This window comes from Chungangia koreensis (assembly GCF_042651785.1).
Taxonomy (GTDB): Bacteria; Bacillota; Bacilli; order Bacillales_A; family Planococcaceae; genus Chungangia; species Chungangia koreensis.
The window spans coordinates 303,183-328,149 of sequence record NZ_JBHSEC010000019.1; the positions used below are offsets into that span (position 1 = coordinate 303,183).

Genomic DNA, 24,967 nt, shown 5'->3' on the forward strand with positions numbered 1-24,967 from the left:
GTGTTTGTATGCATCGGGTGCTTCAATTTACTGAACATCGGCCTTTCCCTGTCCCAGACCTTCCATGGATCATGAGACAACGGTGGGATGATGTTCTGTTTCTGCATTGGCCAGTCCCTCCCGATGTCATCCGACCTCATATTCCAGACGAGGTTGAATTGGATTTATATGATGGGACTGCTTGGCTTGGGATTGTCTTATTTGAAGTGAACGGTTTGCGGGGACGCTTTCTTCCTCCATTCCCTTTCACAAGTACATTTCCAGAAGTGAATGTCCGCACGTATGTAAAGAAAAACGGGAAACCTGGCGTCTACTTTTTCAGTTTGGATACTACAAACAAACTTGCCATAAAGGCAGCCAGAACCGGTTATTCCTTGCCTTACTTTTTTGCAGATGTTTCATTAGATCGTAGTTCGACAGATGTGAATTTTAGGAGTATACGAAAAGAGCGGGGATTGCCGCGTGAAACTTTGCACGTAAATTATCAGCCCACAGGTGAAGGAATACCAAACGAAGAAGGAAGTTTTCAACATTGGATGGCGGAGCGTTATTGCCTTTGGTCTTTGTTTGGAGATGACTTATTCCGAACGGACCTACACCACCGGAAGTGGGCATTGGAATCAGTTAACGTAGAGTTAACAAGTAATACCATGGCCCAATTCGTGCCACGGGAGTTTCTAAACAGAGTACCCAAAGCCCATTATTCAGTTACAAAAAACGCTTTGTTCTGGCTCCCAGTGAAGGAAGAAAATTAGAAAGGAGGCTATCCAGCACACGGACAGCCTCCTTTTTCATTTATGTCGAAACAGCCTGGCCAGATAAACGTTTCATTCTGACTGCAGCCTGTTTCCCCATTCGTTTTGCCAGGACTTCATTTTTAATGATTGCTTCCATGGCAAGTGCCAGATCCTCTGAATCATCAGTTACAAGTAATCCTGTTTCTCCGTCCAATACAAGATTGGGTTCCACCCTTTGATCCGTAATGACCGGACTACCGCATGCTTGTGCTTCGAGTATGGCTTGTTCTTTTTGATAGGGAACTACGGTTACAGTAGCAGCACTAAACAATGTTGCAAGCCGTTCTTTCGATTGTGGGCCAAAAAACTTAACACGATTCTCAAGCCCACCTAGTAATTTCAATACTTCCGGATCATTCGGCCAACTCTTATCTTGGTGCAGGTTCTCTGCTTCGCAATGAGTGATAAGGAGAAGGATATTAGAACTTGCTCTTTTGTTCACTAACAGATTGAATGCCTTTAGTAGAGTCAAAATTCCATGATCCTTCTCTAAGCCAGAGATTGAAACAATTAGAAATCCCCTACATCCAAGCTGACGCCTAACTAATTTCCGGTTTCCTTTTACACAAAAAGCTTGGTCCACCTTTACAAGTTCCACCTGTTCCTGCCCACCTTTTAAAGATATGAGCTCCGGACGATCAGAACTCTTCTTACTTCTAAATATATTCAACATTTTTTTAAATATCGCCAAATGTAACCCTCCAGTTGTTCTACATGTTGTCACTCATAGAATTTGGCGATTTTGTCCAATATTATACGTAAAAGTTTGAAAAGGTCCGTTATGTAAAAAGCTTCCCTAATCGGGAAGCTCTGAATTATTCACCTGCGTTTTCTAACCGGTCATTCATAAAGTCGTCTTTTTTCCCGCTATTTGTATAGGCAGTTGTTGCAACTTCATCTTTGTTTTTTGCATCTGCACTAAATGTTGAGCCTGCAAATTTCGTTTCCTTTGAGGTGTCCACATCTTGGTCCATCAAATAGCTATATGGGTCTTGATACTTCTTTTCATCGTTAGACATTCAGTATCCACTCCTTTTTGTTAGGATAACGAACTGTCCGATTAATATACCCTTTTCCGGTTACAACCCTCACATTTCTTCAGGAGACTTCATTCCTAAAAGGCGTAAACTTTCGCCGAGAACAATAGTCACTGCCTGGATTAAAGCCAGTCTATACGGTTTTTGGACTTCATCCGACAAGACTTGAACATTTGCGTAAAATGAGTTGAATTTTTGGGCTAAGTCAATGGCGTATTTTGCTATAACGGAAGGATCCAAGCTTCGCGCAGATCGCTCCACTATAGACGGGAACTGATTAAGCTCCTTTACGATTTCCCATTCAAAGTCATTCACTTCATCAATCTTTAATTCGCCAACATTTCCTGCTTTCCGCAGAATAGAATGCGCACGGGCATTAGCATATTGCACATACGGTCCCGTTTCCCCTTCAGTTTGAAGCATAGAAGATAGATTGAATTCAATATCATGCTTGCGATGTTGTTTTAGGTCGCTGAAGATAATGGCCCCTACTCCAACCGCTTCTGCCACCTCTTGTTTATTGGCCAAATTGGGATTCTTCTCTTCTATCGTACCTTTTGCTAAGTCAATGGCTTCATTCAACACTTCTTCCAGAAGAACGATGATTCCTTTCCGAGTTGACATCTTTTTACCATTCTTCAAAATTAGACCGAAGGGGATATGCTCGATGTCTTTCGACCAGTCATACCCCATTTTTGAAAGCACCTGACACAATTGTGTGAAATGGAGGCTTTGTTCATTCCCCACGACATATAGGGATTTAACAAAATGATAAGTCTGCTTTCGATCTATAGCTGCCGCCAAATCCCGTGTGACATATAAGGTAGCACCATCCGACTTTTTAATGAGAGCAGGCGGCATATCCTCTCCCAGTTCAACGACCTGAGCTCCATCAGATTCGGTGAGTAAATCCTTCTCGTCTAATTCTTGTACGATCGGGTCCATTTTGTCGTTATAATATGCTTCACCGTTATAACTATCAAAAGTCACGCCAAGCAGATCATAGATCCGCTGGAATTCCTTTAATGATTCTGAGCGGAACCATTTCCAAAGAGCGAGTGCATCTGAATCACCATCCTCCAATGCTTTGAAGGCTGCTCTGCCTTCGTCATTCAAGGAAGGTTTCAATTCTGCTTCCTCATGGAACTTGATGTAGTACCTTAGCAATGTTTGAATCGGAGCGGCTTTAACTTCTTCATCGTTTCCCCATTTACGGTAAGCCGTCAACAGCTTGCCGAATTGTGTTCCCCAGTCACCGATATAGTTTATTTTGATGGTTTTATAACCACTTTTCTCGAGAATGTTCGCAATGGAATTTCCTATGACCGTCGACCGAAGATGACCCATAGAAAAAGGTTTTGCTATATTTGGAGATGACATATCAATGGTGACAACTCCACCATTACCCGTGAAAGAAGAACCGAATTCTGTCCCCTCATCCGAAATCTTTCGGATCAAACTTTCAGTAATCCCATTCCTGCTTAAAAAGATATTGACATAGCCATTTACCGCTTCTGTCCGTTCAATCAGTGGACTATTTAACTTTTCCGCAATCTCCTGCGCGATTAAAGTTGGTGATTTCCTCAGTTCTTTGGCGAATGGGAAACATGGCAATGCCAAGTCTCCCATTTGAGCATGGACAGGATGTTCTAACATGCTTTCTTCAACTGATATGAGGCTGTTTTCATTCAATAATTTTACGACCTCAGATTTCATAGCAATTACTCCTTTCATTCAACTAAATAAAAAAAGCCTTCGCCTCATCAAAAAGATGAGACGAAAGCTTGTGCTTCCGTGGTACCACTCACATTGCCCATTACCGGGCCGCTTTCTCCATAACGGCGGAGTCCCCGGTTTTCCCTACTTCCTTCAAGAAAACATCTTAGAAGTGCGTTTCACCATAGTACAATCGCCCGGCTTCCACCATGTCCCGGCTCGCTTAAGAAGTATTCTACGGCTACTCTCTTCCTCATTGATATTGATAACAATTTAGCAGAGCATTCAACAAGAGTCAATTACCTTTTTCAGATATGCTAACGCCTTCAGCTACCTGATACTATTAAAACTCCCGAATCGCTTCCAAAAACGGTTCTCCGTACTTCTCCATCTTGTTTATGCCGATTCCGTGAACATCAAGCATTTCATCTTCAGTAGCCGGCCTTCTTGCGCATAAATCTCGCAGCGTCTTGTCTGAAAAAATAACGAATGGCGGGACACCTGCTTCAGCTGCCATATTTTTTCGAAGTAATCGAAGTTCTTCAAACAACGGATCGTCATCAGAAATTTGTTTTGTTACGACCGTGCCCTTCCGATGAACCGTTACTTTACTTAGTAACACATCTTTTCCTTTTTCCGTTACATAGATAATCGGCATCGAACCGTGGGACACTCCGATGAGTTCTTCTGAAATCATGAATTCAATCAGATTTGTAACATCCTTTGCACTATGTTCCTTCAAAATTCCATACGTCGGCAAGTCCTCGAAGCCAAAGTCCAATACTTTCTTATTTCTCGAGCCTGTTAGTACTTGGGCAACCATCCCTTTACCAAACTTTTGCCCCATACGGACGATGCAGGACAGCACCATCTGAACTTCTTTGGTCACATCATGACTCTCTCTATTATCTGTGCAGTTTCCACATTTACCACAGGATGATGCATCTAAATCACCAAAGTAATGGATGATGAATTGCTGTAGACAATTCTCTGTATGACAGTAATCGACCATCCCCTGAAGTTTTTCCAACTCCATAGGAATCCGTTCGCGCTCTAAAGATTGGTCGATCAGGAAACGTTGGAGCTGAACGTCTTGTGAAGAATAAAGGACAATACATTCTCCCGGCAGCCCATCCCTGCCTGCACGACCTGCTTCCTGATAGTAACTCTCCATGTTTTTCGGCAACTGATAATGCAAGCAAAATCGAATATTGGACTTATCGATTCCCATACCAAATGCATTGGTTGCGACCATCACTTTCACTTCATCATTGAGGAAACGCTCTTGTGCATGTTCACGTTCCTCTTCCGATAAACCTGCGTGGTATTTCGCGACGGAGACTCCGCCTTTTTTCAATGAATCATATAGCTGGTCAACGGTTTTGCGCGTTGCAGCATAGATAATACCCGCATCTTTATCATTCTTCTTCAAATACTCACGTAAAAACTTCCCTCGGTCTTGACCTTTCACAACAGAGAATGATAAATTCTCTCGTTCAAAACCTGTCATGACTGTGTGTTGTTGTTTAATCTGTAGTTGTTTGCATATATCTTCTCTTACTACAGGCGTTGCCGTTGCAGTTAATGCCAAGACGACCGGCCGATCCGGAAAACAATCAGCCAATTTGCCGATTGACCGATAGCTCGGTCTGAAGTCATGCCCCCATTGGGATATGCAATGTGCCTCGTCTACAGCAATGAGCGGAACCTTCATTTCTCTTAAATCGTTCATAAAAGAAACAGATTCTAATCGTTCCGGCGCAACATATAGAAGCTTGTATTCTCCTGATTTAGCCATTTCCAATGTTTTTGTCATCTCGTAAGGGCTTTGCGAACTATTCAAAAAGGCCGCAGATATGCCTGCAGCAGTCAATGCATCAACCTGGTCCTTCATAAGGGAGATGAGTGGTGAAACAACAATTGTCGTACCGTCTAATACAAGGGCAGGAATCTGATAGCAGATCGATTTCCCTCCACCAGTGGGCATAACGCAAAGTGCATTCTCACCTTCAATCACCTTTTCAATGACCGATTCTTGTCCAGGTCGAAAAGAGGAATAGCCGAAGTATGTATTCAATTGTTCGATCGCTTTTTCCAACATTATGGACACTCCCTGTCTTCTACAAAAAAGAACGGGCCCCCGTCCATTCAGGAAAGGGGGACCCGACTAATTGTTACCTATTATTATAAGTTATGATGGCGTCTATCTCAATGGATTCATACAAAGTCATTGGAAATCGGTAGTCTAATTTGAACAGTTGTGCCTTTGCCTACTTCACTAAAGAATTGAATCGTACCGCTATGGTTCTGGATGATCCGATAACTGACCATAAGCCCGAGTCCCGTCCCTTTTTCTTTGTTCGAATAGAATGGTTCGCCAAGACGTGCAAGCCGCTCTTTCGGGATACCCGCCCCTTCATCAGTTACTTCAATGACTGCTTGACCATTTAGTTCGTACGTTTTAAGGGTAACTGTCCCTCCATCAGGCATCGCTTCAATTGCGTTCTTAATCAGGTTTATCAGTACTTGTTTAATTTGTTTCGGCTCAAAGTTCACCATTAACTTCTCAACCTGGTAATCCGATTGAATCTGAACACGATTCAACAGCGCTTCAGGACTCATGAATGATCTGACTTCTTCTACAACACATATGAATTCACGAACTTTCATATCGTTTTCTTGATGCGGTTTAGCAAGAGTCAGGAATTCGTTCATAATCGATTCTATTCGTTCAAGCTCTGAAAGAATCACATCGGTATAACCATTCTTGGAATCGATCGCCAATAATTGAAGGAATCCTTTGATGGAGGTCAACGGATTTCTGATTTCATGGGCTATTCCTGCTGCTAGTTTCCCTATGACTCCAAGCTTGTCCGTCTTTCTTAGCATCATTTCACGGCTTTTCAACTCTGTGATATCCTGTGTCAAGATAATCTGCCTTTTTACGGTTCCATCTTTACCGAAATACGGAGTAATCTTGGAACGCAGCCATTTAATCGATCCATTTGTATCAATCTGGTATTCCATCACCTGAGGATGTTCCACCAATCCTTCCCCAACTTTAATGAACTCTCCTCGGTATTCGGGCAACACCATCTGATGGACAATACGGTAGTTCTTTTTTAGTTCTTCCGAATCGATGTTCCAAATATCCAGGTAACCTGGGCTGAAATACGTTAAAGAATCTAATTCAAGATCATATAGAGCAATACCCTCTTCAATATGATCCATGATACTGGAAAGCAAGTATTCTTGCTCCTCGATGACCGCTTTCTGAATTTCGACTTGCTTCTTCGCCTCCATTAGTTCTGACATGTCTTTGACATCCACTGAGAAACCGATGACTTTATGGGATCGATCATAAATCGGAGAATATGTTGTCTTAACCGGGACGACTTTACCGCTTTTCTTCCGATATGTAAGATTTTTCACGACATTTAATCCAGACATGATTCTCTTTTTATGACTGTTCAATTCATGTCTAAGGTGCTCCGGGAAGAGCAAGTTCACTTCCTGTTGCAATTCTTCAAGCGTCCAGCCAAACAATTTTTCAAAGGCTTTATTTATAAATAAAACATTTCCATCCAGATCACTGATCAATTTCGGATTGCCTGTACGTTCAAAAAAGGAATCTCGCCATGAAATATCAATATCATTCAGACATTCATCGCTTTCAGGCTCTTCTTCAACTTGTCCAACCAAACGGATCAACCCATCCTGATGTACAGTTGCGGATGTCCAATGGTAGAAGACGCTTTCACCTTTTAAGTTGACCATTCGTGCCTTAAAGGGAAAGAAACTTTGATGATTCGATATTAATGATATATAATTCGACACTTTCCGACGTTCTTCAACGGGAAAAAAATCAATAAAAGGGAAACCCTCAATGTCAGCATTCTCCATCTTCACAGAAGAAAGAAATGTCTGATTGGCATTAAGGACTTCCCCGTTCAAATTCATCACTAAAACCGAATAATCGATTGCAATGTTAACGATTAGATCGCTTTCATCAATAAGCTGTTTAATACCACCCAAGACCACAACAAATCCCCCTTTGTCATGCCATCCCGCTTTGACTACCTTTCTATTTTAACTTTACTCTGAATTAATGTAAACACAATTCTAAATATTATAAAAGTTAAATTTCGAAAAGAGGATAGCCGTTCAAATTTAGTTGACGGCTATCTTCTAATTTCGTTTCACATGATTCCCTTTCCTTTTAAATATTCTGTACGGGAACGGGCTTTTTTTGTAATATCGTTATTTTTCCACCATGTCCAAATGGAAACTACGAACGTCACGAGCATCGAGACACCGACCTCCAATTCCTGATCAGAAAACGGAAGTGGACTATATCCATTCATCGATAGGAATTGATTGAACCAAGCAAGAAACAAGAGAAGCGTCCGGATAATGGTCATGCGTTGAATTGGTACATTTTGTTCTGCCATGGATTTCCCTCCTTTTCCACAATGTATGCGGATGGAGGAGAATCTATTTCTATCATTTGTCTAATACTGATAAATTTTGATAGACAATATCTCCTGCGATAACAGTCATCTTCACTTGGGCATGTAGAAATGTTTCCGGTTCCCCTTCAAACAAGTCCCTGTCAAGAACCGTGAAATCTGCGTCATATCCTTCCTTAATTGATCCACGGATATCCTCTTTGCAAATTGCTTCTGCACTCCCAACCGTATACAAGCGAATTGCTTCAAAACGGGAAAGTTTCTCTTCCGGTAGATACCCTTCATGTGTTTCACCTGGCAGTCGACGGGTAACTGCTGCATACATCCCTTTAAGAGGGTCGACATCTTCAATCGGGGAATCGGAACCACCAGAACAGAGCAAGCCTCTGTCCAAGAGCTTCTTCCATGCGTATGCCCAATTCAGCCGCTCCTCCCCAAGTCGATCAGCTGCCCACGGAAAGTCAGATGTCACGAAACTTGGCTGGAGATCTAATTCCACAGGAAGCTTTTCTATTCGATCCACTAAATCCTCGCGAAGAATGCAGACATGAATAAGTCTGTCCCTCTTGCCAGCTGGTGCAGGATGAGCTTCAATTGCATCCAAAGCTTTCTCTACTGCCAAATCACCAATCATGTGGATTGCCACTGCTTCCCCATGCCTTCTAGCTAGTTCAACGAGACGATTAAGTTCTTCATCGGAATGGATTGCCACACCATGAGTTGTTGGTTGATCACTATATGGCGAACTTAATAGAGCTGTTCTGCCGCCTAAAGAACCGTCTGCAAATATCTTCATCGGACCCGGCTCAACCCATGGTTCGTTATATGCGGCACCATCTTTCATCATCTCATCGAATACGGTGTGGTGGCGAAGGAGATGCGCCCTGAATTTCCGATTCGGCCCTATGACTCGTTTGAAGGCATTCAGCGGCTTACTATAATGGCCGTAGTAGCCCATATCCTCCGTATGGGCACCGGTAATCCCTCTTGCAATCAGATCTTCTACCGTCTTTACTAAAGCACGTTCCAAATATTCTTCGCTGAAGTCTGGCAGGACTTTTGTGACAAGTTCCATCGCTTCGTCCATTAACAGGCCAGTAGGCTCGCCTTTTTCATCCCGTTTAATAACGCCTCCATCCGGATCAGGCGTCTCTTTTGTAATCCCTGCCAATTCCAACGCCTTTGAGTTGACCACCATTGCGTGACGGCAAATTCGTTTCAATATCATAGGTAACTGTGAAATTTTGTCCAACTCATAACGTGAGAAAATCTTTTTATCCGAAAAATTATTCTCATTCCATCCTTCCCCGATGAACCATTCCCCTTGTGGATGACTTTCAACTGCTGCCATTAACCGATCTCTCATTTCTTGAGAGGAGGTAACATCTGACAAATCGAGCCTACTTAAATTTTCTCCGTGCCCAATCATATGCATATGGCTGTCTACAAAACCAGGATATAAAACAGCCCCTTTTAAATCGATTTCTTCATCTGCGAAAGACTTCAATTCTTTCACAGACCCAACTTTTGAGATTCGTCCCTCATCCACCAGGATGGCTTCTACTTTCTCTCCCTCTTTTCCCATCGTATAGATGGGTCCACCGTACCAAAGTGTCTTCATCATTCATCCCCCGATTTCTTTTTATAACAAATCCAACTACCAAACATGGCCGTTTCCATAAACTTAGTCATGCGTTCAAATCCTGCGTCTAAAAGCAATGATCGGATGTCATTCTCCGCCAAGAAGGATAGATTCCGAATTGACATTTCCATATCTTCCATTGCCTCCGGATTAAGTTTTGTCCGGTCCAGCCAATACTGCTTCCACAGCTTGACTTTCTCTTCAAACTCTTCCTGTCCAGGCTCGCCGAACATAGAGGCAATGATCAACGGCGCACCTGGCTTCAAGAGCCGGTTAATCTTATTTAACGTTTCTCGCTTCTCTTCAATGGATGGTATGAAATGAAGTACCAGCATATTGGTTGCGGCATCGTATAGGTTTCTCTCATCCAAATCTATAACAGTTCCGCTGAAGAATTTCGTTCGATTTAATAATCCTAATTCTTTTGATTTTACTTTGGCTAAATCGAGCATCGAAGCTGAAGGATCGATTGCAGTAAAAGTCCACTCTGCATTCCCCTTACCAAATACTTCAAGTTCAGTTCCCCCTCCGGCGCCGACAATTAGAATGGAAGCTTTTTCTCCTACGTTCTGCCTTAAATAGGAATGTGTCATTTTATACATGGCATCGTAAGTAGGGAGTGTTCTCCGGATGCCCTTTTCATATTCATTTGCCGTTTTTTGATCGAACTTTAGATTGCTCACATACAAGCTCCCCTTTCCCTTATATGTAAAGTATATCAAAGCAGTTCGATGAAAATATCAGAGAATTTCCACTGATAACATAGAAAAAGCCACTAAAACTTAAATGTCCGAATCCCACCTATCTTTTTATCTTTTACTCTCCCCCCTACAAGGATGGAAAAGGTTACAATATTCTTTCGGTTTTTGCTGGAATACCGTCATGATTCGCCACATACCATGCAGGAGGAGGGATAGAGATGCAATTTTACTATGGGCAGCAAATGCCCCTTCGGATCTTGGATGAGGCTGAATTCTGGAAGCACCAAGAGGAAGAGCATACGGTCGTCATCCGGGAGCTTGTCCCCGATTTAGAGCAGCCATTTGTAGATGCTCTACATAAGTGGGAAGCTGCACTTTCAGAGACTCATCAACATATTGTCCGTTACATCGAGACAGTTGTTAGGTCCTCTTACTATGTTCCTGAACAACTGACGCATAGTGTGTTAGAACTTGTTGAATTTTGTCTGAAACAAAGCGAAGATTTCATTCATCTTTGCAGGCAAATTAAAACGGAAAGTGCGCCGGTGAAAAACAACCCGATTGCCATTTCTGTCCTGAATCATATTATCCGGGAATCTGAATATTTCATCGGCATTGGGCAGGCACTGTTATTGCAACAGACAACTTAAATCTATTAAAAAAGAAATCTGCCAACTCTAAATTGAGTCGTGCAGATTTCTCTTTTGTTTCAGCTATTCTTAACAATCTTAACTATTAACTTCAACGTAGATTCCTGTAACAAGTGTAATGACAACGATCAGTGTTAAAACGGGCAAGAACATTCAAATCATCTCCTTTACCAAGTTCTAAAGCCAATTGAACCTATTGAGTGTTGAATTAAATGTGTCAATGGTATTGCGTACGCTGCGATGATGAGCAATACCGCTATTCCAATCCAAATCCACCAGTTTTCAAGCCATTTCGGTGTTCCGGACATATCACTTTCTGCCATAGGGAAGTCGACAAACTCTTCTTCTGTTTCCGCTTTTGGTGCAAAGAACATCAATTGGACAACGATGTAAATCAGCATCAGAGCAGATAGGAATAAGATGCTTCCTCCAACCGCCATCGTAACGTGGTTCGAAAGTATGCCGTCGAACCATTCCAATGTAGACGGATGATTATTATAGCCTGTATAAGCAGTTCGTCTTGGCGCTCCTAATAGACCTAAAATGTGTTGCGCTGTGGACATAAGAAGCATACCGACTGCCCAAGTAATAATTTGGATGAACGCCAACTTCTTAAGCGGCTTCGTAAATTGTCTTCCTGTTAAATAAGGGACTAACCAGAATGTAAGACCCATGAAAGTCATGGCTACAGGTGTACCGACAGTGATATGGAAGTGGCCTACAACCCACATCGTATTATGGATCATTTCATTCATTTGGAAACTTGCATTAATAATCCCGCCTGCTCCACCAGGAATGAAGAATGCCATGGCAACAAACAGAGAAGTAAAGCGAATATCATGCCAAGGTAGTTTGGTGAACCAACCGAATAGCCCTTTACCGCCTTTTTGTCTTCCTGCGATTTCAAATGTAGCGAACATCGAGAATGCAGTCATCAATGATGGAATAATAACCATGAAAGTTAGGACAACTTGCAAGTACTTCCAGAAGTCAGATATGGCCGGTTCATTCAACTGATGGTGGAATCCGACCGGAATTGAGAACAAGATGAACAATACAAATGATAATCTGGCAAGTGAATCACTGAACACTTTTGTTCCTAAGATTTTCGGTGCAACGACATACCATGCGATATAGGCAGGCAGCAACCAGAAATACACAAGTGGGTGCCCGAAGTACCAGAACAATGCACGGCTCAATTCGATATTAATCGTATCAACCCAACCGAATGCCCAAGGGATATACTGGATAAGAACAGTTGCGACTACTCCTAAACAAGCAATGATCCAGAGGATGAGTGTTGCAATTGTCATATGGGCGAATAAAGGACTCAACTGACCTTTATGTGCTTTTCTCCAAGAAATGTAATGTGCGATTAACCCGAAGCTGCTGATCCAAGTTCCGACTACATAGAGAGCCAGCCCTACATAATACCAGCCACTTGCTTTAAGTGGAGCATAAAATGTGTACAAAACTGAAGCTTCACCGGAAATGATCATCACTGTTGCCATGATTGTTCCGATTAATGTCACGATAAAACCGATCCAAAGGGTTTTACGAACCTTCGAACTATAATTGCCTAAAGATTTACTCATACCCGTAATTAAAAATCCATAGATGAAGAATGCTGTAAAGATTAGGGCGAGTAGAACTCCGTGTGCTGTAAGTACTTGGTAGTAATCCAACCAAGCAGGTAAATCCAACTTGTCATTCCGTACGAAAACCTGTAACAATCCCATGAGCGTCCCAATTAGAAACGCTACATATGCAGTTCCTATATTCCATAAAGCCAACGAACGATCTTGTTTTGCGATCATGGCTCAACCACCTCTATTTCTGTAAACATCATGTGATGACCTACTCCACAATACTCATTACATAAAATTAAATAATTTCCTGGTTTGTCGAACGTGTAGCTCTTTGTTGCAATCCGGCCAGGCACAACCATCATGTTCACAGTCGTGTTATCAATCGTGAAACTGTGAACAACATCTGTACTGGTCGCTTTAAAGATAATTTCTTTCCCGACAGGCACTTCAATTTTGGATGGGTTATAACCGAAAGCCATGGCAATGATCGCAACTTGGTACGTATCATCATCAATTTTCGTTACTCCCGGATTATCAAATGGCGCTGTCTCATTTACTTTTTTCGGATCAATCATATCCATCCCTCCGGATGGCGTATGTCCCTGTGAAAAAGCTGTAATTCCGACAATCAATAAAAATATAGCTAATGCAATAATTCCAAAGCCTAACCAAATCTTTTCATACTTATGAAGATGCATTATTCTCACCTGCTTTCCTGATTCTTTATCTGTAAACATAGAGTCCGTATGCTGCGAACCACATGACAACAATTATTACTCCGACAGCCATGACACTGATGAAAGTTCCTTTCAGTTCCGGCTCTCCACCTATTTTTTTCTTACTCATTCGAGTCGCCTCCGTGTTATTTGGTACCTTCATCGTAACTCCCGCCCATAACCTTTAGGTGTGATATAAATCACACTAACACCCCCTTTTTAAGCACTTGTCAATAAATGGACATAAAGTTTAAATTAAAGACTTGTCTTTCGAAAAACAAAAAAACGGTCTGAAGTCAAAATGATGACTTCAGACCGGCAAAATGCCTTAATAAATTGTACAAAACTCAATTGGGCAGTTCTCACAATGAATTTGATCTTTTAAATATTGAAGATCATGAATAACGATTTTCCCGTCAGTTAGTGAAAGCTTCTTTTCCTTTTTCAATTCGCTGAGCATCCGGTTTACGACTTCCCTGGTCATTCCACAAAAGTTGGCGAGTTCCATATTCGTAAGGTTCAAATCAATTAGGATCCCATCTTCACCTTCAACTCCATAACTGTTGGTTAGGCGGATCAACGTCGAGTAAAGAGCTCCCTTTTTTCCGTGAAGAATCAAATCTCTGAACTTCGACTGCGTCCTTTGGTGGTGAAGCCCCATCCACTTCATATATTCCCGTGTAAGTGAAGGGTTTTTTAGTAGCTCTTCTTCCAAATCCTCTTTTCGGATTTTCGCACAGGTACCCTCTTCGATGACTTTCGCACTTACCGTATACTTGGATGGATCACAAAAAGGTGTAATCTCACCGATAAAATCATTTTCACCACAAATACGGAAAGTCAATTCCCTTCCGTCTGGAGTAATTTTACTGATCCGTACTTTCCCGGACAATATATAATGAATGGCGTCCGATTCGTCGCCCTCTTGATAAAGATAAGTATCTTTTTGCATGTTTTTCTCAACATGCGCAATCGACAGAAGTTCCTTCAAATCAACTGAATAACTTCCAGAAAGCAGAGGATTCATTTCGTTCCTTCTTTCCTATTTTCTTCCTTTAGAATATCATGGAAATGATTTTTTCACCATATACATTATTAAACAATAATTTTGTATGCGTTTCCATTTTTCTTGTGATTACACACAGAGATTACTATAATTAGATTGTTATACTACAGAAAGTAAAAAGGAGGAAAGAATTTGTTAACTGCAACTTGGAATTGGTTATGGGAAAAGCATGACCAAACAAAAGATATGTTCAGGTTTTTTGCGAAAGGAACCACAGCAGGGAATGGAGGAAATGCTTCACCTCGTTCCGAAGCAACTCCTTCCAATAATGGTGATGGCAACCGCAGCTACAAACCTGCACAGTTAATCGGCCTCATTTTAGGTCCAGTTTTATTTTTCCTGACAATATTTTTATTCAAGCCCGAGGGCCTCTCGCCTGAAGGACTGGCTATTTTGGCAAGCACTTTGTGGATCGCAACATGGTGGATGACCGAAGCGATTCCGATTCCTGCCACTTCATTGCTGCCGATTATATTATTCCCATTGGCTGGAGGTCTTGATGTTAAAACGACAACAGCTTCTTATGGGGACGGAACCGTTTTCCTTTTTATGGGCGGATTTATCATCGCTCTTGCTATGGAAAAATGGAACTTACATAGACGTATCGCCCTTACGATCATTAACTTGATCGGCACTAATATGGAACGAATCATATTAGGCTTCATGGTAGCTACCGGTTTCTTATCCATGTGGATTTCAAATACTGCCACCGCTATGATGATGGTGCCGATCGGGCTTGCAATCATTGTCCAGATTACGGACGCACTCAAAGGAAACCCCTCCATTGACACGTCAAAAGAGAATTTTGGTTTCGGTAAGGCGCTTATGTTGGGAATTGCCTACTCGGCTTCCCTTGGTGGAGTTGCAACATTGATCGGTACACCACCGAATGCCCTTTTCGCAGGAGCAGTGGAAAAAATGTATGGCATCAATATCGGCTTTGGCCAATGGATGTTGTTCGGCGTCCCGATTGCATGGATTTTCATATTATTCACTTGGTTCTATTTAGTTAAAGTTGTATATCCATCAGAAATTAAAGATCTTCCTGGCGGACCTAAAGTATTGCGGGAAGAAAAGGAAAAACTTGGTGCCGCTTCATATGAAGAGAAAATTGTATTTGTCATTTTCGTAGGTGCCGCTTTAGCCTGGATTTCGAGGACTTTTGTATTACAGAAACTTAATCCGGCAATTGACGATACGATTATTGCAATAGCTTTTGCCATACTACTTTTCGTCATCCCTTCCCGAAATAAAAAGGGCGATCATCTGATGGACTGGAATACAGCGATGAAACTCCCTTGGGGCATCCTCCTTCTATTCGGCGGTGGCTTAGCGATTGCTTCAGGTTTTACAAGCTCCGGCTTGTCAGAATGGATCGGGGCACAATTAACAGGACTTCAAGGACTGAATACATTCATCGTTATTTTAACAGTTGCTACACTTGTAATATTCTTGACTGAAATTACATCCAATACTGCAACAGCATCCATGATGTATCCGATTATGGCAGCTTTGGCGGTAGCAGTTGGCATACACCCTATTGCAATCATGGTAGCGGCTGGTGTAGCAGCTTCATGTGCCTTCATGCTGCCAGTGGCAACACCACCGAACGCAGTCGTTTTCGGTTCCGGCTATTTGAGAATTCCAGACATGGTAAAAGCGGGATTTGCGTTAAACATCTTTGGTATCATCCTTGTTGCATTAGCCATCTACTTCCTGTTGCCAGTCGCATGGGGACTAGACTTGAATACAGTTCCAGAAGCATTAAAATAACAACGAAAGAAGAAGTGCCATTCTTGGTACTTCTTTTTTCTTTTATTCAATTCCGAAAAGCGTGCCGTCTTTCTTGCTGATTCCTAAAATTTCTTGCTCTGACTCAGCTATATAAACCGTTACATCAAACTGTTCCAGATATTGTTCTTCCTTTATATCTTTATCAGGATGTGCAACCTGGATTTCTTCTTTCGTAAAATTCATATCTTTTCCGATAAATGACTCACTGTTCCATCCATCGATCTTCCAGTTCCCATCTTGTTTCACAACTTCCAACGTCATTTCAAATCCACCTGAAACATAATTCGGGAGTACCAACCCCTTGACAGTAAAAGCCTCTTCCTCGATTTCTGTTTCCATTCTCACTGTTTGGTCATTCAAGCTCGGAGCCCAAATTGAATCGCAGTTACAATAATATGTTTCTACATATTCTTTTAAGTGACGATCAGAAAACTCCTCTGTCGCCAGCTTCAGCAGCTCTGGCTTTGCAGTCTCATAGTCAGCGGGATTTTCAAAATTCCAGCCCTTTTTCTCTCCCATGTCTATCATAAGTTGATTGAACTCCCGCACCAGCTTCTTTGCAATCGTCATTGCTTCTTCCTCTGTCACAGCTTTTTCCGTTTCTTCTTCATGTTCCGGATCGGAGGGATTTTGTTCATCCTTCTTTTCTTTGCCCACATGATTATGCTGCTCATTGGTAGAGTCCGGCTTTTCATCTACCGATTCTGAACAGCCTACTAACCCGATCAGACAAAGACATAAAAAGAGTATTTTTTTCATATTCCATTCTCCTTTAATTTCTTTACATACTTAACGTTCCACTACCCTTTTTGTTACAATTCACTCGAAAAATGGGTCTAACTACCTTTCCAATGGAAGTTTCTTTATACTATCTTCAACAAGAAAAAAGGAGCGAACAAAACAAAATGAAAAAAATCCTGCTCATCCTTTTCATCCTGTTTGTTTCCGCCTGTTCAAACCAAGGTGAAAGTCAAAACCCTCCCGATTTATCTGAGAAACCTGTGGATGATGGAAAGGCGATCCCGGCTGTCATGAATGAAATCTCTGAGGGTACCATAGCAGAGCAGTTGGAAGCACCTTGGTCCATCAACCTGCACAAAGGCGTTTTTTATATCTCCGAACGGGGCGGTACGATTGCAGTTGTTGAAAACGGGAAAGTTGAACGGCAAGCCGTTTCATTATCTTCTCCTCTTTCCAATGCGGCAGAGGCAGGATTGTTAGGGTTTGTATTAAAAGAAGATTTCAATCAGTCAAAAGAAGCTTATGCTTACTATACGTATGACAACCGCGGCGCACCTTTTAACCGGATTGTGACGTTAAAGCAGACGGGCAATCGTTGGGAAGAGACCGAAACGCATTTAGACAATGTCCCATCAGGCGATTACCATCACGGAGGAAGACTGAAAATCAGTCCTGCTGGACAACTATTCGCCACGATTGGAGATGCGATCCGTCCTGAACTTTCACAAGATCCACAGTCCTATAACGGAAAAGTGTTGAGAATGGAACAAAATAGTGAATTCTCGATTTTCACATTGGGACACCGCAATCCACAGGGACTTGCCTGGTCGGAGGAGGGAACTTTATTCTCTTCGGAACACGGCTCCCAAGCAAATGATGAGATCAATCTCTTAGTCGAAGGCCGAAATTATGGATGGCCGATCATCCGTGGCACGGAAAAAAAAGAGGGATTGGAAACTCCAATTCTCACATCTGGACCTAATGAAACATGGGCTCCATCCGGCATGACATTCCACAAAGGCAAGTTATACGTAGCCGCCTTGCGGGGAGAAGCGATTTTAGTCATCAACCCGGACATTTTAGAAATTGAACGGAAAATTGAAGGATATGGACGTGTCAGGGATGTATACTCAGATGGGAAGTCCCTCTATTTCATCACGAACAACACGGATGGTCGTGGCTCTCCATCCGCTAAAGATGATCAACTTTATAAAATTCCTGAATAAGAAAAAAGTTGCCCAGATCGCTCACGCTTCTGGGCAACTTTTTTCATTAATCCACTTTAGAAGATAAAGTAACAAATACAATTTCCGGCCGGTTGAATACACGATATTGAATAATACTGTTTCCAAGTCCCCTACTGATGATCATGGAATAATTTCCGCTTATATGCCGCCCAGATGTATATTCCGGAAACCATCCTTGGCCCGGAGCGTTTAGGCCTCCTACTCCAGGAATACGGACTTGCCCACCATGCGCATGTCCACTAAACGTTATGTCGAGGCCCATTTGGACGTACGTATCAAAAAACTCGGGACGGTGAGATAGTAAAATTTTGTATTCATCTTTCGGCACATTCTTTACCGCTTCTTCAATGGCTTCCTGAACGAACTCTGGATCTTCTGAGATACTCCTCATTAATGGATCATCGATGCCAATCAGTGCTACTGACTCCCCATCTTTCGTTAACTTGACCGACTCATCGGATAATACATGTGCACCTGCCGATTGAACAGCCGCTTTAATTTCATCCACTTTTCGAGTTGCCACTTCATGATTACCCGTAACGTAATAGACATCCGTGAAGTGAACGAGCTTTTCGACAAGTACCATACTTTGCTCTAAATTATATCGATTGCTGTCAATCAGATCGCCCGTTATAAAAACTGCATCCGGTTTAAGTTTCTCCACTTTTCGGACTAGCTTTTCTTGTCCCTCTCCGAAGAGTGAGTCATGAAGGTCCGAGAGTTGGACGATTCTGAAGCCGTCAAACGACTTCGGTATTTTGGGGGATTCAATCGTATATTCAGTCGTTTGGAGCCAATGATTATTGGCATATAAGAAAATCGCAATGACTACAATCATTGCGATTAATAGGAGAAGTTTACGGAACATGGAGCTAATCCTTTCATCTTATTAATCTATTTCATTTAATTTGTCATTGTTAGGTAGATTTTCTGCTATCTCAAGCTTCAAACGGTCTGGACCTTCAAAGAACACAGCATAATAGCCTGTTCCACCGGCATACGGATGCCGGTCTTCATATAGAATGGGAATCCTTTTTCTCTTCAATTCAATTGTCAATCGGTCAATCAGTTCCCGAGTTCCCTGGAAAGCTAAATGATTTAGACCTACGCCTGAACGATGAAATGGGATATCCATATATCGTGATTCCGTTTGGACGAATACGAGATAGGTTGACCCTTCTTTAAAGCTGAATCCCTTTTCCCATTGCTGATAAATGTCATAACCCAATTCCGGTAATAACCAAGAATAGAATTGATAGGATTCCTTAATATTCGATACATTGATTTCGACATGGTGCAGCATGGGATCACCTCGGTTTCATTATAAGGATAACATGGAATCTCTACCAACAGAAAAAAAGGTTTTGGTAAATGCATGTCGAAATGAAAAGGAATAGAGATTAGGAGGAGTTAAACATGACTCAAAACATTACGTCCATCGGGCAAATTGCCGTAATTGCCAAGAATACGGCTCGTGCTGTTACATTCTACAAAGATGTATTAGGGCTCCCGCTTCTTTTTGAAACGAACGGCTTAGCTTTCTTCCAATGTGGAGAAACAAGGTTACTGGTGAGTAAAGCAGAAACTGAGGAGTTTGATCACCCAGGATCTGTGCTGTATTTTAAGGTCGAGGATTTAGAGGGTAAAGTAGCTGTCATGAAAGATCGCGGTGCTGAATTTCTGGATGAACCGCATGTCGTCGGGCAGATGGGCGAGACGGAGATTTGGATGACCTTCTTTAAAGACACTGAAGGCAATACATTATCCCTTATGACAGAAAGGTAATGATACTACCAATGTACTACTAAAAATATATCTTTTGCCGAATGGTATTATGAGGGGGATTTTGAAAAAATGAACGTAACATCCCTTGTGGGTGGACACTGGATTGGTCAGTGTCCTCATTGGACCAGTCCAGGCTTTTGCATCCGAACCCGAAAAGTCATTTACCCCATTTGATCCCTGACGTAGTTCAGGGATTCTTTTTTCTATTTATCACTTTTTCATCCTAAAGCAAAAAAATAGGTTTTAATTGACGGAATATTTATAATTAAAAGAAGGTGGATTTCTTGTCGAATAAAGTGAATACCATCTTGCGGGAAAAACAAGCCAATACATATCTTATAGTGATTTCATTTTTAGGTACAGTTATCTATTTATGGAGCATTTTCAATATGGATGTTGAGCCAAGCTTAAACGGAATTGTCGTTTTCTTAATCCTGATCGCCTTCCTTTGGGTGACCGAAAACTACCCAATGCCGGTTTGGAGAGGGTTTACTTCCATCAGTTTTCCAATCATTTATACAATTTTCATCACATCAGGATTGGAAGCTGCTATTGTTGCGTACTCTACAGTCATACTATTGAATAACCTTGTTAAAAGAAGGCCAGTCCGAATCATTTTTTTCAATTTATCTCAATTGGCTCTTAGCCTCTTAATGACTAATTTTTTGACAGCTGCAATCATAGACGCCCTCCTCTCTTTTTCAGGGAGTTTTTCACGGATTATGATTCACATGGTTCTATTCACTTCTTGTTTCTATGTCATCAATAATGCTTTAGTTGATCTTTTACTGAAACTACGCCCACAACGATACACTCTTGAGGCTTGGTTCAATAAAACCATTTCAGAATTCAGGAGCTTTCTCATTTCAGCTGCCTACTTAAGTCTGGTTCTTTTGCTGGGCAGTCAAAATCGAGGTTCGTTGGATATTCTATCTGTTTTCTTTGTATTTTCTCCGTTGATCGCCGCTGCCTTACTTATGTCGGTGATCGTCAAAATACAAACCGAAAAAAACCGGTTAAAGTCCCTCTTCTCCACTACAACTGAACTGAACCGTTCCATGTTGTCAGGTGATGGTTATGATGAATTTCACCGTCAAATTTCAAGTTTTGTCGATTTTGAATCCCTCATTCTTTGGACGAATGAAGAGGGAGAATGGGAAAAAGTGTTTACGGCCGGCGAACACACAGTTGGTGCACGACTATCAAGTGATCAATTTAATCATTTTACCGAATTGAATGGACCACTTATGATTGCCGACCGCAGATTTACAAAGGGACCGGCTGATGATTGCTTTAGGGAGTATATCCGTTCTTTGATCTATGCACCGCTAATTGTCGAAAACAAAACCGTCGGCATGATGGCACTCGGGCGCAGCCGATCTAATAGTTTTACAGAAGAGGATTTAAGCATGGTTGCTACTTTAGCCAACCAGCTCGCCATCATATTGACTACAAGATCTTTACTGGCCGAACAGGAACGCAGCCTCATCTTAGAGGAAAGGAACCGGATTGCACGGGAGATTCACGATGGAATTGCACAATCACTCGCTGGGGCGGTGATGAAACTGGAGACGGCAACAAGAATCAGATCAGATCAGCCTGAATATTCGATGGAACTCGTTCAGGACAGTCTTACAAAACTGAGGTTGAGCCTGAAAGAAATCCGCGAATCGATTTATGCCTTACGTCCACTTGCAACTGTTAAAAACGGGTTAAAGAAAGCAATCAAGGAAACATGCCATAAAATCCAAGAGGAATTCCCTATTACAATTGTTTTTGAAGAACGTGGTGAGTCTTATCCTCTCGGCACTGAAATAGAAAAAATCATATTTGATATTTTCAAAGAATCCATCCACAACATTACGAAGCATGCAAACGCTAAAAACGTGCAAGTTCTTCTAAGTTTCCAACAGGAGCACATCCTGTTGAAGATTAAGGACGACGGCATCGGATTTTCACTCGTTGATGCACTACTATTAGCACGTCGTGAACCGCATTTCGGCATATTGAACATGAATGACAGCGCAGATAAAATCGATGCAAGTCTACAGATCGATAGTAAAAAAGGTATGGGAACAGAAGTCTCTTTATCGATACCTAAACAATCACTAAAAGGGGGAAGAATAGATGATCAACGTGTTGTTGGTCGATGACCACACGATTCTAAGAGATGGGATTCGGAGCCTGTTAGAGTTAGAGAAAGATATACAAGTCGTAGGAGAATCTGTTTCAGGCCGGGATGTTCTGAAAAAAATAGAAGAACTGCACCCTGACGTGATTTTAATGGATATAAACATGCCTGAACAAAATGGAATAGAAGTGATGGCTATGGTTAAAAGGCAATATCCTGCTGTTAAAGTCATTATGCTGACAATGTATAACCATGATGAATATTTTATTTCGGCAATTCGTGAAGGGGCCGATGGTTATTTGTTGAAGGATGCCCCCTCTCAGCAGGTGGTTGATGCAATCCGATCAGTTGCCAGAGGAGAATCAGTCATTCATCCATCCATGACAAAGAAATTATTGGATTTTCATATACAGAAACGGGATGCGCCCCAACGTGATGAACTGACAGAAAGGGAAAAGGAAGTACTCCATTGTCTTTTAGAAGGACTTAGCAATAAAGAAATTGCAGAGAAGCTGTTCATTAGTGACAAGACCGTAAAAATTCACCTTAGCAAGATTTTCAAGAAACTGAACGTCAAGAGCCGCTCACAGGCCGTGATTCACACGATACAAAACCAAATCCTTCCTTTACAATAGAATAGGTAATACCTTTGGATTACTAACTTTACTACTTATGTATGGATTCATTTATACCTTATGCCGAATAGCCTCCTCACTGATTGATTGAGATAATTAAATCAATAGTGAAGGAGGTTTTTTCATGAATATACTTAAGAAACTCTTATTGGCGGCCCTTATGTTTACTCTCATCTTTGCGGCAGCTCCATTCAAAACAGAAACTGCCACCGCAAAATTCCTAAGTCAAAGTAAAATCAGCGGTGGACTATTGGAAACTATCGACAATACATTAACGCCGCAGGAAGTGATTGTAACGTTTAAAACTAAAGAACGTCTTAACGAAACCCATTCATCCCTTCTTAATCATTTAGGGATTAAAAATGGCGTTCTATTGAATGAGCTTCCGATTGCCGGCGTCATCGCAACACCCGATCAGATTAAACGTTTAGCCGCAGACGATCGGGTTTTGTCTATCTATCCGAACCGTAAACTTCAATATGAGAATGAAACAGCTACGGATTTTACACATGTGGACCAAGTACGGACGGATTCATCATTCATGAAAAAGAACGGTGGTTTCCCGGTTGATGGCAACGGCATTGGTGTCGTCGTAAACGACAGTGGAGTCGATGGTCTTCACCCAGATTTACAATACGGCAGTCATTTAGTCCAAAACGTTGCAGCGCAAACAAACTTGAACGCGCTGACTACACTTCTCCCAATCACATACGCTGAAAATGTTCCGAATACTGATACAACCGGCGGACACGGCACTCACGTTGCTGGTATTGTCGGCGCCACCGGGGCAATGTCTGGCGGTAAATATGAAGGAGTAGCTCCAGGAGCAGATTTGATCGGCTATGGATCCGGTGCTGGAATTGCGATTCTTGACGTAGTAGGCGGTTTCGATTATGCGCTTACTCACCAAGCGGAATATAATATCCGGGTCATTACGAATTCTTGGGGTGACACGAGTCAAGCAGGCGCTGAATTCGATCCAAACGATCCAATTAATATCGCAACGAAGAAATTGTATGATAGAGGAATTGTAACCGTCTTCTCTGCCGGGAATTCCGGACCTGATATGGGTACCATTTCAGGCAACTATAAGAAAGCTCCTTGGGTAGTAACAGTAGCTGCTGGTGATGCGGAAGGAAATCTAACTGACTTCTCTTCAAGAGGAATTGAAGGGAAAACGGGAACTGTTACAGTAGACGGTGAAACATGGACTTGGGAAGATCGCCCGACCGTAACGGCGCCTGGCTATAAAGTCATTTCAACCCGAACACTCTCACCGACTCCATTATTAGGAGCAACAGACGACATAGAAATGATTGAACCCGGCTATCTTCCGTATTATACGACGATGAGCGGAACTTCTATGGCTGCCCCTCATGTAGCTGGTGTGATTGCCCTCATGCTCGATGCTAATCCTGAACTGACACCGCTTCAAGTGAAAGAAATCCTTCAACAAACAGCTACCCCAATGGATGTTAGCCAATGGGAAGCCGGTGCAGGATATGTAAATGCATATGAAGCAGTTATGGCCGCTTTTTCAGCTCAATAATGAAATCACTTTTAAATCGGAGAGCTAATCTAAAGGGATTAGCTCTCTTTATGTTGAACTTATACCTGAAGCAGAAAAGCAAAGGGGCATGGTTTAAGAATGAATTCACTTAAGAAGTTAAGGGACAGTTATATCATTTGGCATGCGAATCGCATTAAGTTTCCCGACTTCGCCCAAAGTCCAGTAGTCAGAAAGAACATCACCTTTTCAGGAAAGGTACAAAATGTAGGTTTCCGGTTGGAATTGTGGAGGTTAGCACAAAGATTAAACTTAAAGGGCTGGGTGAAAAATTCAGATGATGGAAGTGTGATAGCTGAGCTGCAAGGGGAAGAATCGAAAATTGATTTTCTAATCAAATCGATGCAGTCACTGAAAAGGGCAACCGTAAATGAACCCCACATCGTAGAACTTCCTTTTTCAGATGAAGAATTGGATATAAAAATTATTAGGTAATGCATTGAGTGCTTAGTTCATAGAACTAAGCACTTCTGTTTGTTGACAAAAGAATTTTTATAAATTCCAATGTATATAATCTTTAATCTGGAGCCATCGCTCCAGTCGGACGCTTTCCGCGGGCAAGCACCGAGCCGCTTCCTCGCTGTGCTCGTGCAGGGTCTCGCTTCGCTTGCTATTGGGCCCGCACGAAGCGGGTCATGCGTCCGTTGCCACAGGACGTGGCGATCTTAGGACGCCAACCTTAAA

At 42.0% G+C, this 24,967-nt stretch carries 24 protein-coding genes and 1 other annotated feature; of the genes, 9 read left to right on the forward strand and 15 right to left on the reverse strand.

Features of this window, described 5'->3' with window-relative positions:
- Positions 1-8: 8 nt before the first annotated feature.
- Complete coding sequence (locus tag ACFOZY_RS10645) at positions 9-755, forward strand: YqjF family protein (RefSeq protein WP_378155212.1); 747 nt, start codon at positions 9-11, stop codon at positions 753-755.
- Between the two features lie 40 nt (positions 756-795).
- Here the strand turns inward: ACFOZY_RS10645 and ACFOZY_RS10650 are convergent, their stop codons facing one another.
- The 8 genes from ACFOZY_RS10650 to ACFOZY_RS10685 form a co-directional block, all read right to left on the reverse strand.
- Entirely contained in the window at positions 796-1,488 is a 693-nt protein-coding gene (locus tag ACFOZY_RS10650) for a glycosyltransferase family 4 protein (protein ID WP_378155214.1), read from the reverse strand.
- Positions 1,489-1,612: 124 nt separating this feature from the next.
- Positions 1,613-1,816 (reverse strand): hypothetical protein, encoded by a 204-nt coding sequence (locus tag ACFOZY_RS10655; RefSeq protein ID WP_378155216.1) that lies wholly within the window; start codon positions 1,814-1,816, stop codon positions 1,613-1,615.
- Between the two features lie 69 nt (positions 1,817-1,885).
- Complete coding sequence (gene argS / locus ACFOZY_RS10660; RefSeq protein ID WP_378155218.1) at positions 1,886-3,568, reverse strand: arginine--tRNA ligase; 1,683 nt, start codon at positions 3,566-3,568, stop codon at positions 1,886-1,888.
- 35 nt (positions 3,569-3,603) lie between these two features.
- Positions 3,604-3,816 (reverse strand) — a binding site (T-box leader).
- Between the two features lie 77 nt (positions 3,817-3,893).
- Positions 3,894-5,651: a DNA helicase RecQ gene (gene recQ, locus ACFOZY_RS10665; RefSeq protein WP_378155220.1), complete on the reverse strand. Its 1,758-nt coding sequence runs from the start codon at positions 5,649-5,651 to the stop codon at positions 3,894-3,896.
- Between the two features lie 116 nt (positions 5,652-5,767).
- Entirely contained in the window at positions 5,768-7,591 is a 1,824-nt protein-coding gene (locus ACFOZY_RS10670) for a PAS domain S-box protein (RefSeq protein ID WP_378155222.1), read from the reverse strand.
- A gap of 158 nt (positions 7,592-7,749) precedes the next feature.
- A complete protein-coding gene (locus tag ACFOZY_RS10675; protein WP_378155224.1) occupies positions 7,750-8,001 on the reverse strand; it encodes a phage holin in 252 nt (83 codons plus the stop codon).
- Positions 8,002-8,053: 52 nt separating this feature from the next.
- Entirely contained in the window at positions 8,054-9,643 is a 1,590-nt protein-coding gene (locus tag ACFOZY_RS10680) for an amidohydrolase (protein ID WP_378155226.1), read from the reverse strand.
- Positions 9,640-10,344, reverse strand: coding sequence for a class I SAM-dependent methyltransferase (locus ACFOZY_RS10685; protein ID WP_378155228.1), 705 nt, complete (start codon positions 10,342-10,344; stop codon positions 9,640-9,642). The genes ACFOZY_RS10680 and ACFOZY_RS10685 overlap by 4 nt, the downstream gene beginning before the upstream one ends.
- 236 nt (positions 10,345-10,580) lie before the next feature.
- On the opposite strand from ACFOZY_RS10685, the gene ACFOZY_RS10690 reads away from it, so the two are divergent.
- Positions 10,581-11,012 carry a DUF2935 domain-containing protein gene (locus ACFOZY_RS10690; protein ID WP_378155230.1) on the forward strand — a complete coding sequence of 144 codons (432 nt, stop codon included), beginning with the start codon at positions 10,581-10,583 and terminating at the stop codon, positions 11,010-11,012.
- 167 nt (positions 11,013-11,179) lie between these two features.
- Here the strand turns inward: ACFOZY_RS10690 and ACFOZY_RS10695 are convergent, their stop codons facing one another.
- The 4 genes from ACFOZY_RS10695 to ACFOZY_RS10710 form a co-directional block, all read right to left on the reverse strand.
- A complete protein-coding gene (locus ACFOZY_RS10695; RefSeq protein ID WP_378155232.1) occupies positions 11,180-12,829 on the reverse strand; it encodes a b(o/a)3-type cytochrome-c oxidase subunit 1 in 1,650 nt (549 codons plus the stop codon).
- Positions 12,826-13,299: a cytochrome c oxidase subunit II gene (locus ACFOZY_RS10700; protein ID WP_378155234.1), complete on the reverse strand. Its 474-nt coding sequence runs from the start codon at positions 13,297-13,299 to the stop codon at positions 12,826-12,828. The genes ACFOZY_RS10695 and ACFOZY_RS10700 overlap by 4 nt, the downstream gene beginning before the upstream one ends.
- Positions 13,300-13,324: 25 nt before the next feature.
- Positions 13,325-13,447, reverse strand: coding sequence for a hypothetical protein (locus tag ACFOZY_RS10705; protein WP_378155236.1), 123 nt, complete (start codon positions 13,445-13,447; stop codon positions 13,325-13,327).
- A 198-nt stretch (positions 13,448-13,645) separates the two neighbouring features.
- Entirely contained in the window at positions 13,646-14,344 is a 699-nt protein-coding gene (locus ACFOZY_RS10710; protein WP_378155238.1) for a Crp/Fnr family transcriptional regulator, read from the reverse strand.
- Between the two features lie 171 nt (positions 14,345-14,515).
- On the opposite strand from ACFOZY_RS10710, the gene ACFOZY_RS10715 reads away from it, so the two are divergent.
- On the forward strand, positions 14,516-16,156 hold the full coding sequence (locus ACFOZY_RS10715) for an SLC13 family permease (RefSeq protein WP_378155239.1): 1,641 nt from the start codon (positions 14,516-14,518) through the stop codon (positions 16,154-16,156).
- A 42-nt stretch (positions 16,157-16,198) separates the two neighbouring features.
- On the opposite strand, the gene ACFOZY_RS10720 is transcribed toward ACFOZY_RS10715, so the two are convergent.
- Positions 16,199-16,936: a hypothetical protein gene (locus ACFOZY_RS10720; protein WP_378155240.1), complete on the reverse strand. Its 738-nt coding sequence runs from the start codon at positions 16,934-16,936 to the stop codon at positions 16,199-16,201.
- 146 nt (positions 16,937-17,082) lie between these two features.
- On the opposite strand from ACFOZY_RS10720, the gene ACFOZY_RS10725 reads away from it, so the two are divergent.
- A complete protein-coding gene (locus ACFOZY_RS10725) occupies positions 17,083-18,144 on the forward strand; it encodes a PQQ-dependent sugar dehydrogenase (protein WP_378155242.1) in 1,062 nt (353 codons plus the stop codon).
- Between the two features lie 46 nt (positions 18,145-18,190).
- Here the strand turns inward: ACFOZY_RS10725 and ACFOZY_RS10730 are convergent, their stop codons facing one another.
- Positions 18,191-19,033: a metallophosphoesterase gene (locus ACFOZY_RS10730; protein WP_378155244.1), complete on the reverse strand. Its 843-nt coding sequence runs from the start codon at positions 19,031-19,033 to the stop codon at positions 18,191-18,193.
- A gap of 21 nt (positions 19,034-19,054) precedes the next feature.
- A complete protein-coding gene (locus ACFOZY_RS10735) occupies positions 19,055-19,468 on the reverse strand; it encodes a VOC family protein (RefSeq protein ID WP_378155246.1) in 414 nt (137 codons plus the stop codon).
- A gap of 113 nt (positions 19,469-19,581) precedes the next feature.
- On the opposite strand from ACFOZY_RS10735, the gene ACFOZY_RS10740 reads away from it, so the two are divergent.
- The 5 genes from ACFOZY_RS10740 (at position 19,582) to ACFOZY_RS10760 (ending at position 24,718) form a co-directional block, all read left to right on the forward strand.
- Positions 19,582-19,950, forward strand: a complete 369-nt coding sequence (locus tag ACFOZY_RS10740; RefSeq protein WP_378155248.1) for a VOC family protein — start codon at positions 19,582-19,584, stop codon at positions 19,948-19,950.
- A 284-nt stretch (positions 19,951-20,234) separates the two neighbouring features.
- The gene (locus ACFOZY_RS10745; protein ID WP_378155250.1) at positions 20,235-22,103 is read left to right on the forward strand and encodes a GAF domain-containing sensor histidine kinase; all 1,869 of its coding nucleotides are present in this window, start codon (positions 20,235-20,237) and stop codon (positions 22,101-22,103) included.
- Positions 22,078-22,716: a response regulator gene (locus ACFOZY_RS10750; protein WP_378155252.1), complete on the forward strand. Its 639-nt coding sequence runs from the start codon at positions 22,078-22,080 to the stop codon at positions 22,714-22,716. The genes ACFOZY_RS10745 and ACFOZY_RS10750 overlap by 26 nt, the downstream gene beginning before the upstream one ends.
- Before the next feature lie 124 nt (positions 22,717-22,840).
- Complete coding sequence (locus ACFOZY_RS10755; RefSeq protein WP_378155254.1) at positions 22,841-24,265, forward strand: S8 family serine peptidase; 1,425 nt, start codon at positions 22,841-22,843, stop codon at positions 24,263-24,265.
- Positions 24,266-24,364: 99 nt separating this feature from the next.
- Positions 24,365-24,718 (forward strand): acylphosphatase, encoded by a 354-nt coding sequence (locus ACFOZY_RS10760; RefSeq protein WP_378155256.1) that lies wholly within the window; start codon positions 24,365-24,367, stop codon positions 24,716-24,718.
- Positions 24,719-24,967: the final 249 nt, after the last annotated feature.

Coding starts and splice junctions, on each gene's coding strand:
- ACFOZY_RS10700 (WP_378155234.1), bottom strand. CDS start 13,299: ATGCATCTTCATAAGTATGAAAAGATTTGGTTAGGCTTTGGAATTATT.
- ACFOZY_RS10750 (WP_378155252.1), top strand. CDS start 22,078: ATGATCAACGTGTTGTTGGTCGATGACCACACGATTCTAAGAGATGGG.
- ACFOZY_RS10725 (WP_378155242.1), top strand. CDS start 17,083: ATGAAAAAAATCCTGCTCATCCTTTTCATCCTGTTTGTTTCCGCCTGT.
- ACFOZY_RS10735 (WP_378155246.1), bottom strand. CDS start 19,468: ATGCTGCACCATGTCGAAATCAATGTATCGAATATTAAGGAATCCTAT.
- ACFOZY_RS10730 (WP_378155244.1), bottom strand. CDS start 19,033: ATGTTCCGTAAACTTCTCCTATTAATCGCAATGATTGTAGTCATTGCG.
- ACFOZY_RS10645 (WP_378155212.1), top strand. CDS start 9: ATGCATCGGGTGCTTCAATTTACTGAACATCGGCCTTTCCCTGTCCCA.
- ACFOZY_RS10690 (WP_378155230.1), top strand. CDS start 10,581: ATGCAATTTTACTATGGGCAGCAAATGCCCCTTCGGATCTTGGATGAG.
- ACFOZY_RS10740 (WP_378155248.1), top strand. CDS start 19,582: ATGACTCAAAACATTACGTCCATCGGGCAAATTGCCGTAATTGCCAAG.
- argS (WP_378155218.1), bottom strand. CDS start 3,568: ATGAAAGGAGTAATTGCTATGAAATCTGAGGTCGTAAAATTATTGAAT.
- ACFOZY_RS10760 (WP_378155256.1), top strand. CDS start 24,365: ATGAATTCACTTAAGAAGTTAAGGGACAGTTATATCATTTGGCATGCG.
- ACFOZY_RS10680 (WP_378155226.1), bottom strand. CDS start 9,643: ATGATGAAGACACTTTGGTACGGTGGACCCATCTATACGATGGGAAAA.
- ACFOZY_RS10705 (WP_378155236.1), bottom strand. CDS start 13,447: ATGAGTAAGAAAAAAATAGGTGGAGAGCCGGAACTGAAAGGAACTTTC.
- ACFOZY_RS10710 (WP_378155238.1), bottom strand. CDS start 14,344: ATGAATCCTCTGCTTTCTGGAAGTTATTCAGTTGATTTGAAGGAACTT.
- ACFOZY_RS10655 (WP_378155216.1), bottom strand. CDS start 1,816: ATGTCTAACGATGAAAAGAAGTATCAAGACCCATATAGCTATTTGATG.
- ACFOZY_RS10675 (WP_378155224.1), bottom strand. CDS start 8,001: ATGGCAGAACAAAATGTACCAATTCAACGCATGACCATTATCCGGACG.
- ACFOZY_RS10695 (WP_378155232.1), bottom strand. CDS start 12,829: ATGATCGCAAAACAAGATCGTTCGTTGGCTTTATGGAATATAGGAACT.
- ACFOZY_RS10755 (WP_378155254.1), top strand. CDS start 22,841: ATGAATATACTTAAGAAACTCTTATTGGCGGCCCTTATGTTTACTCTC.
- recQ (WP_378155220.1), bottom strand. CDS start 5,651: ATGTTGGAAAAAGCGATCGAACAATTGAATACATACTTCGGCTATTCC.
- ACFOZY_RS10720 (WP_378155240.1), bottom strand. CDS start 16,936: ATGAAAAAAATACTCTTTTTATGTCTTTGTCTGATCGGGTTAGTAGGC.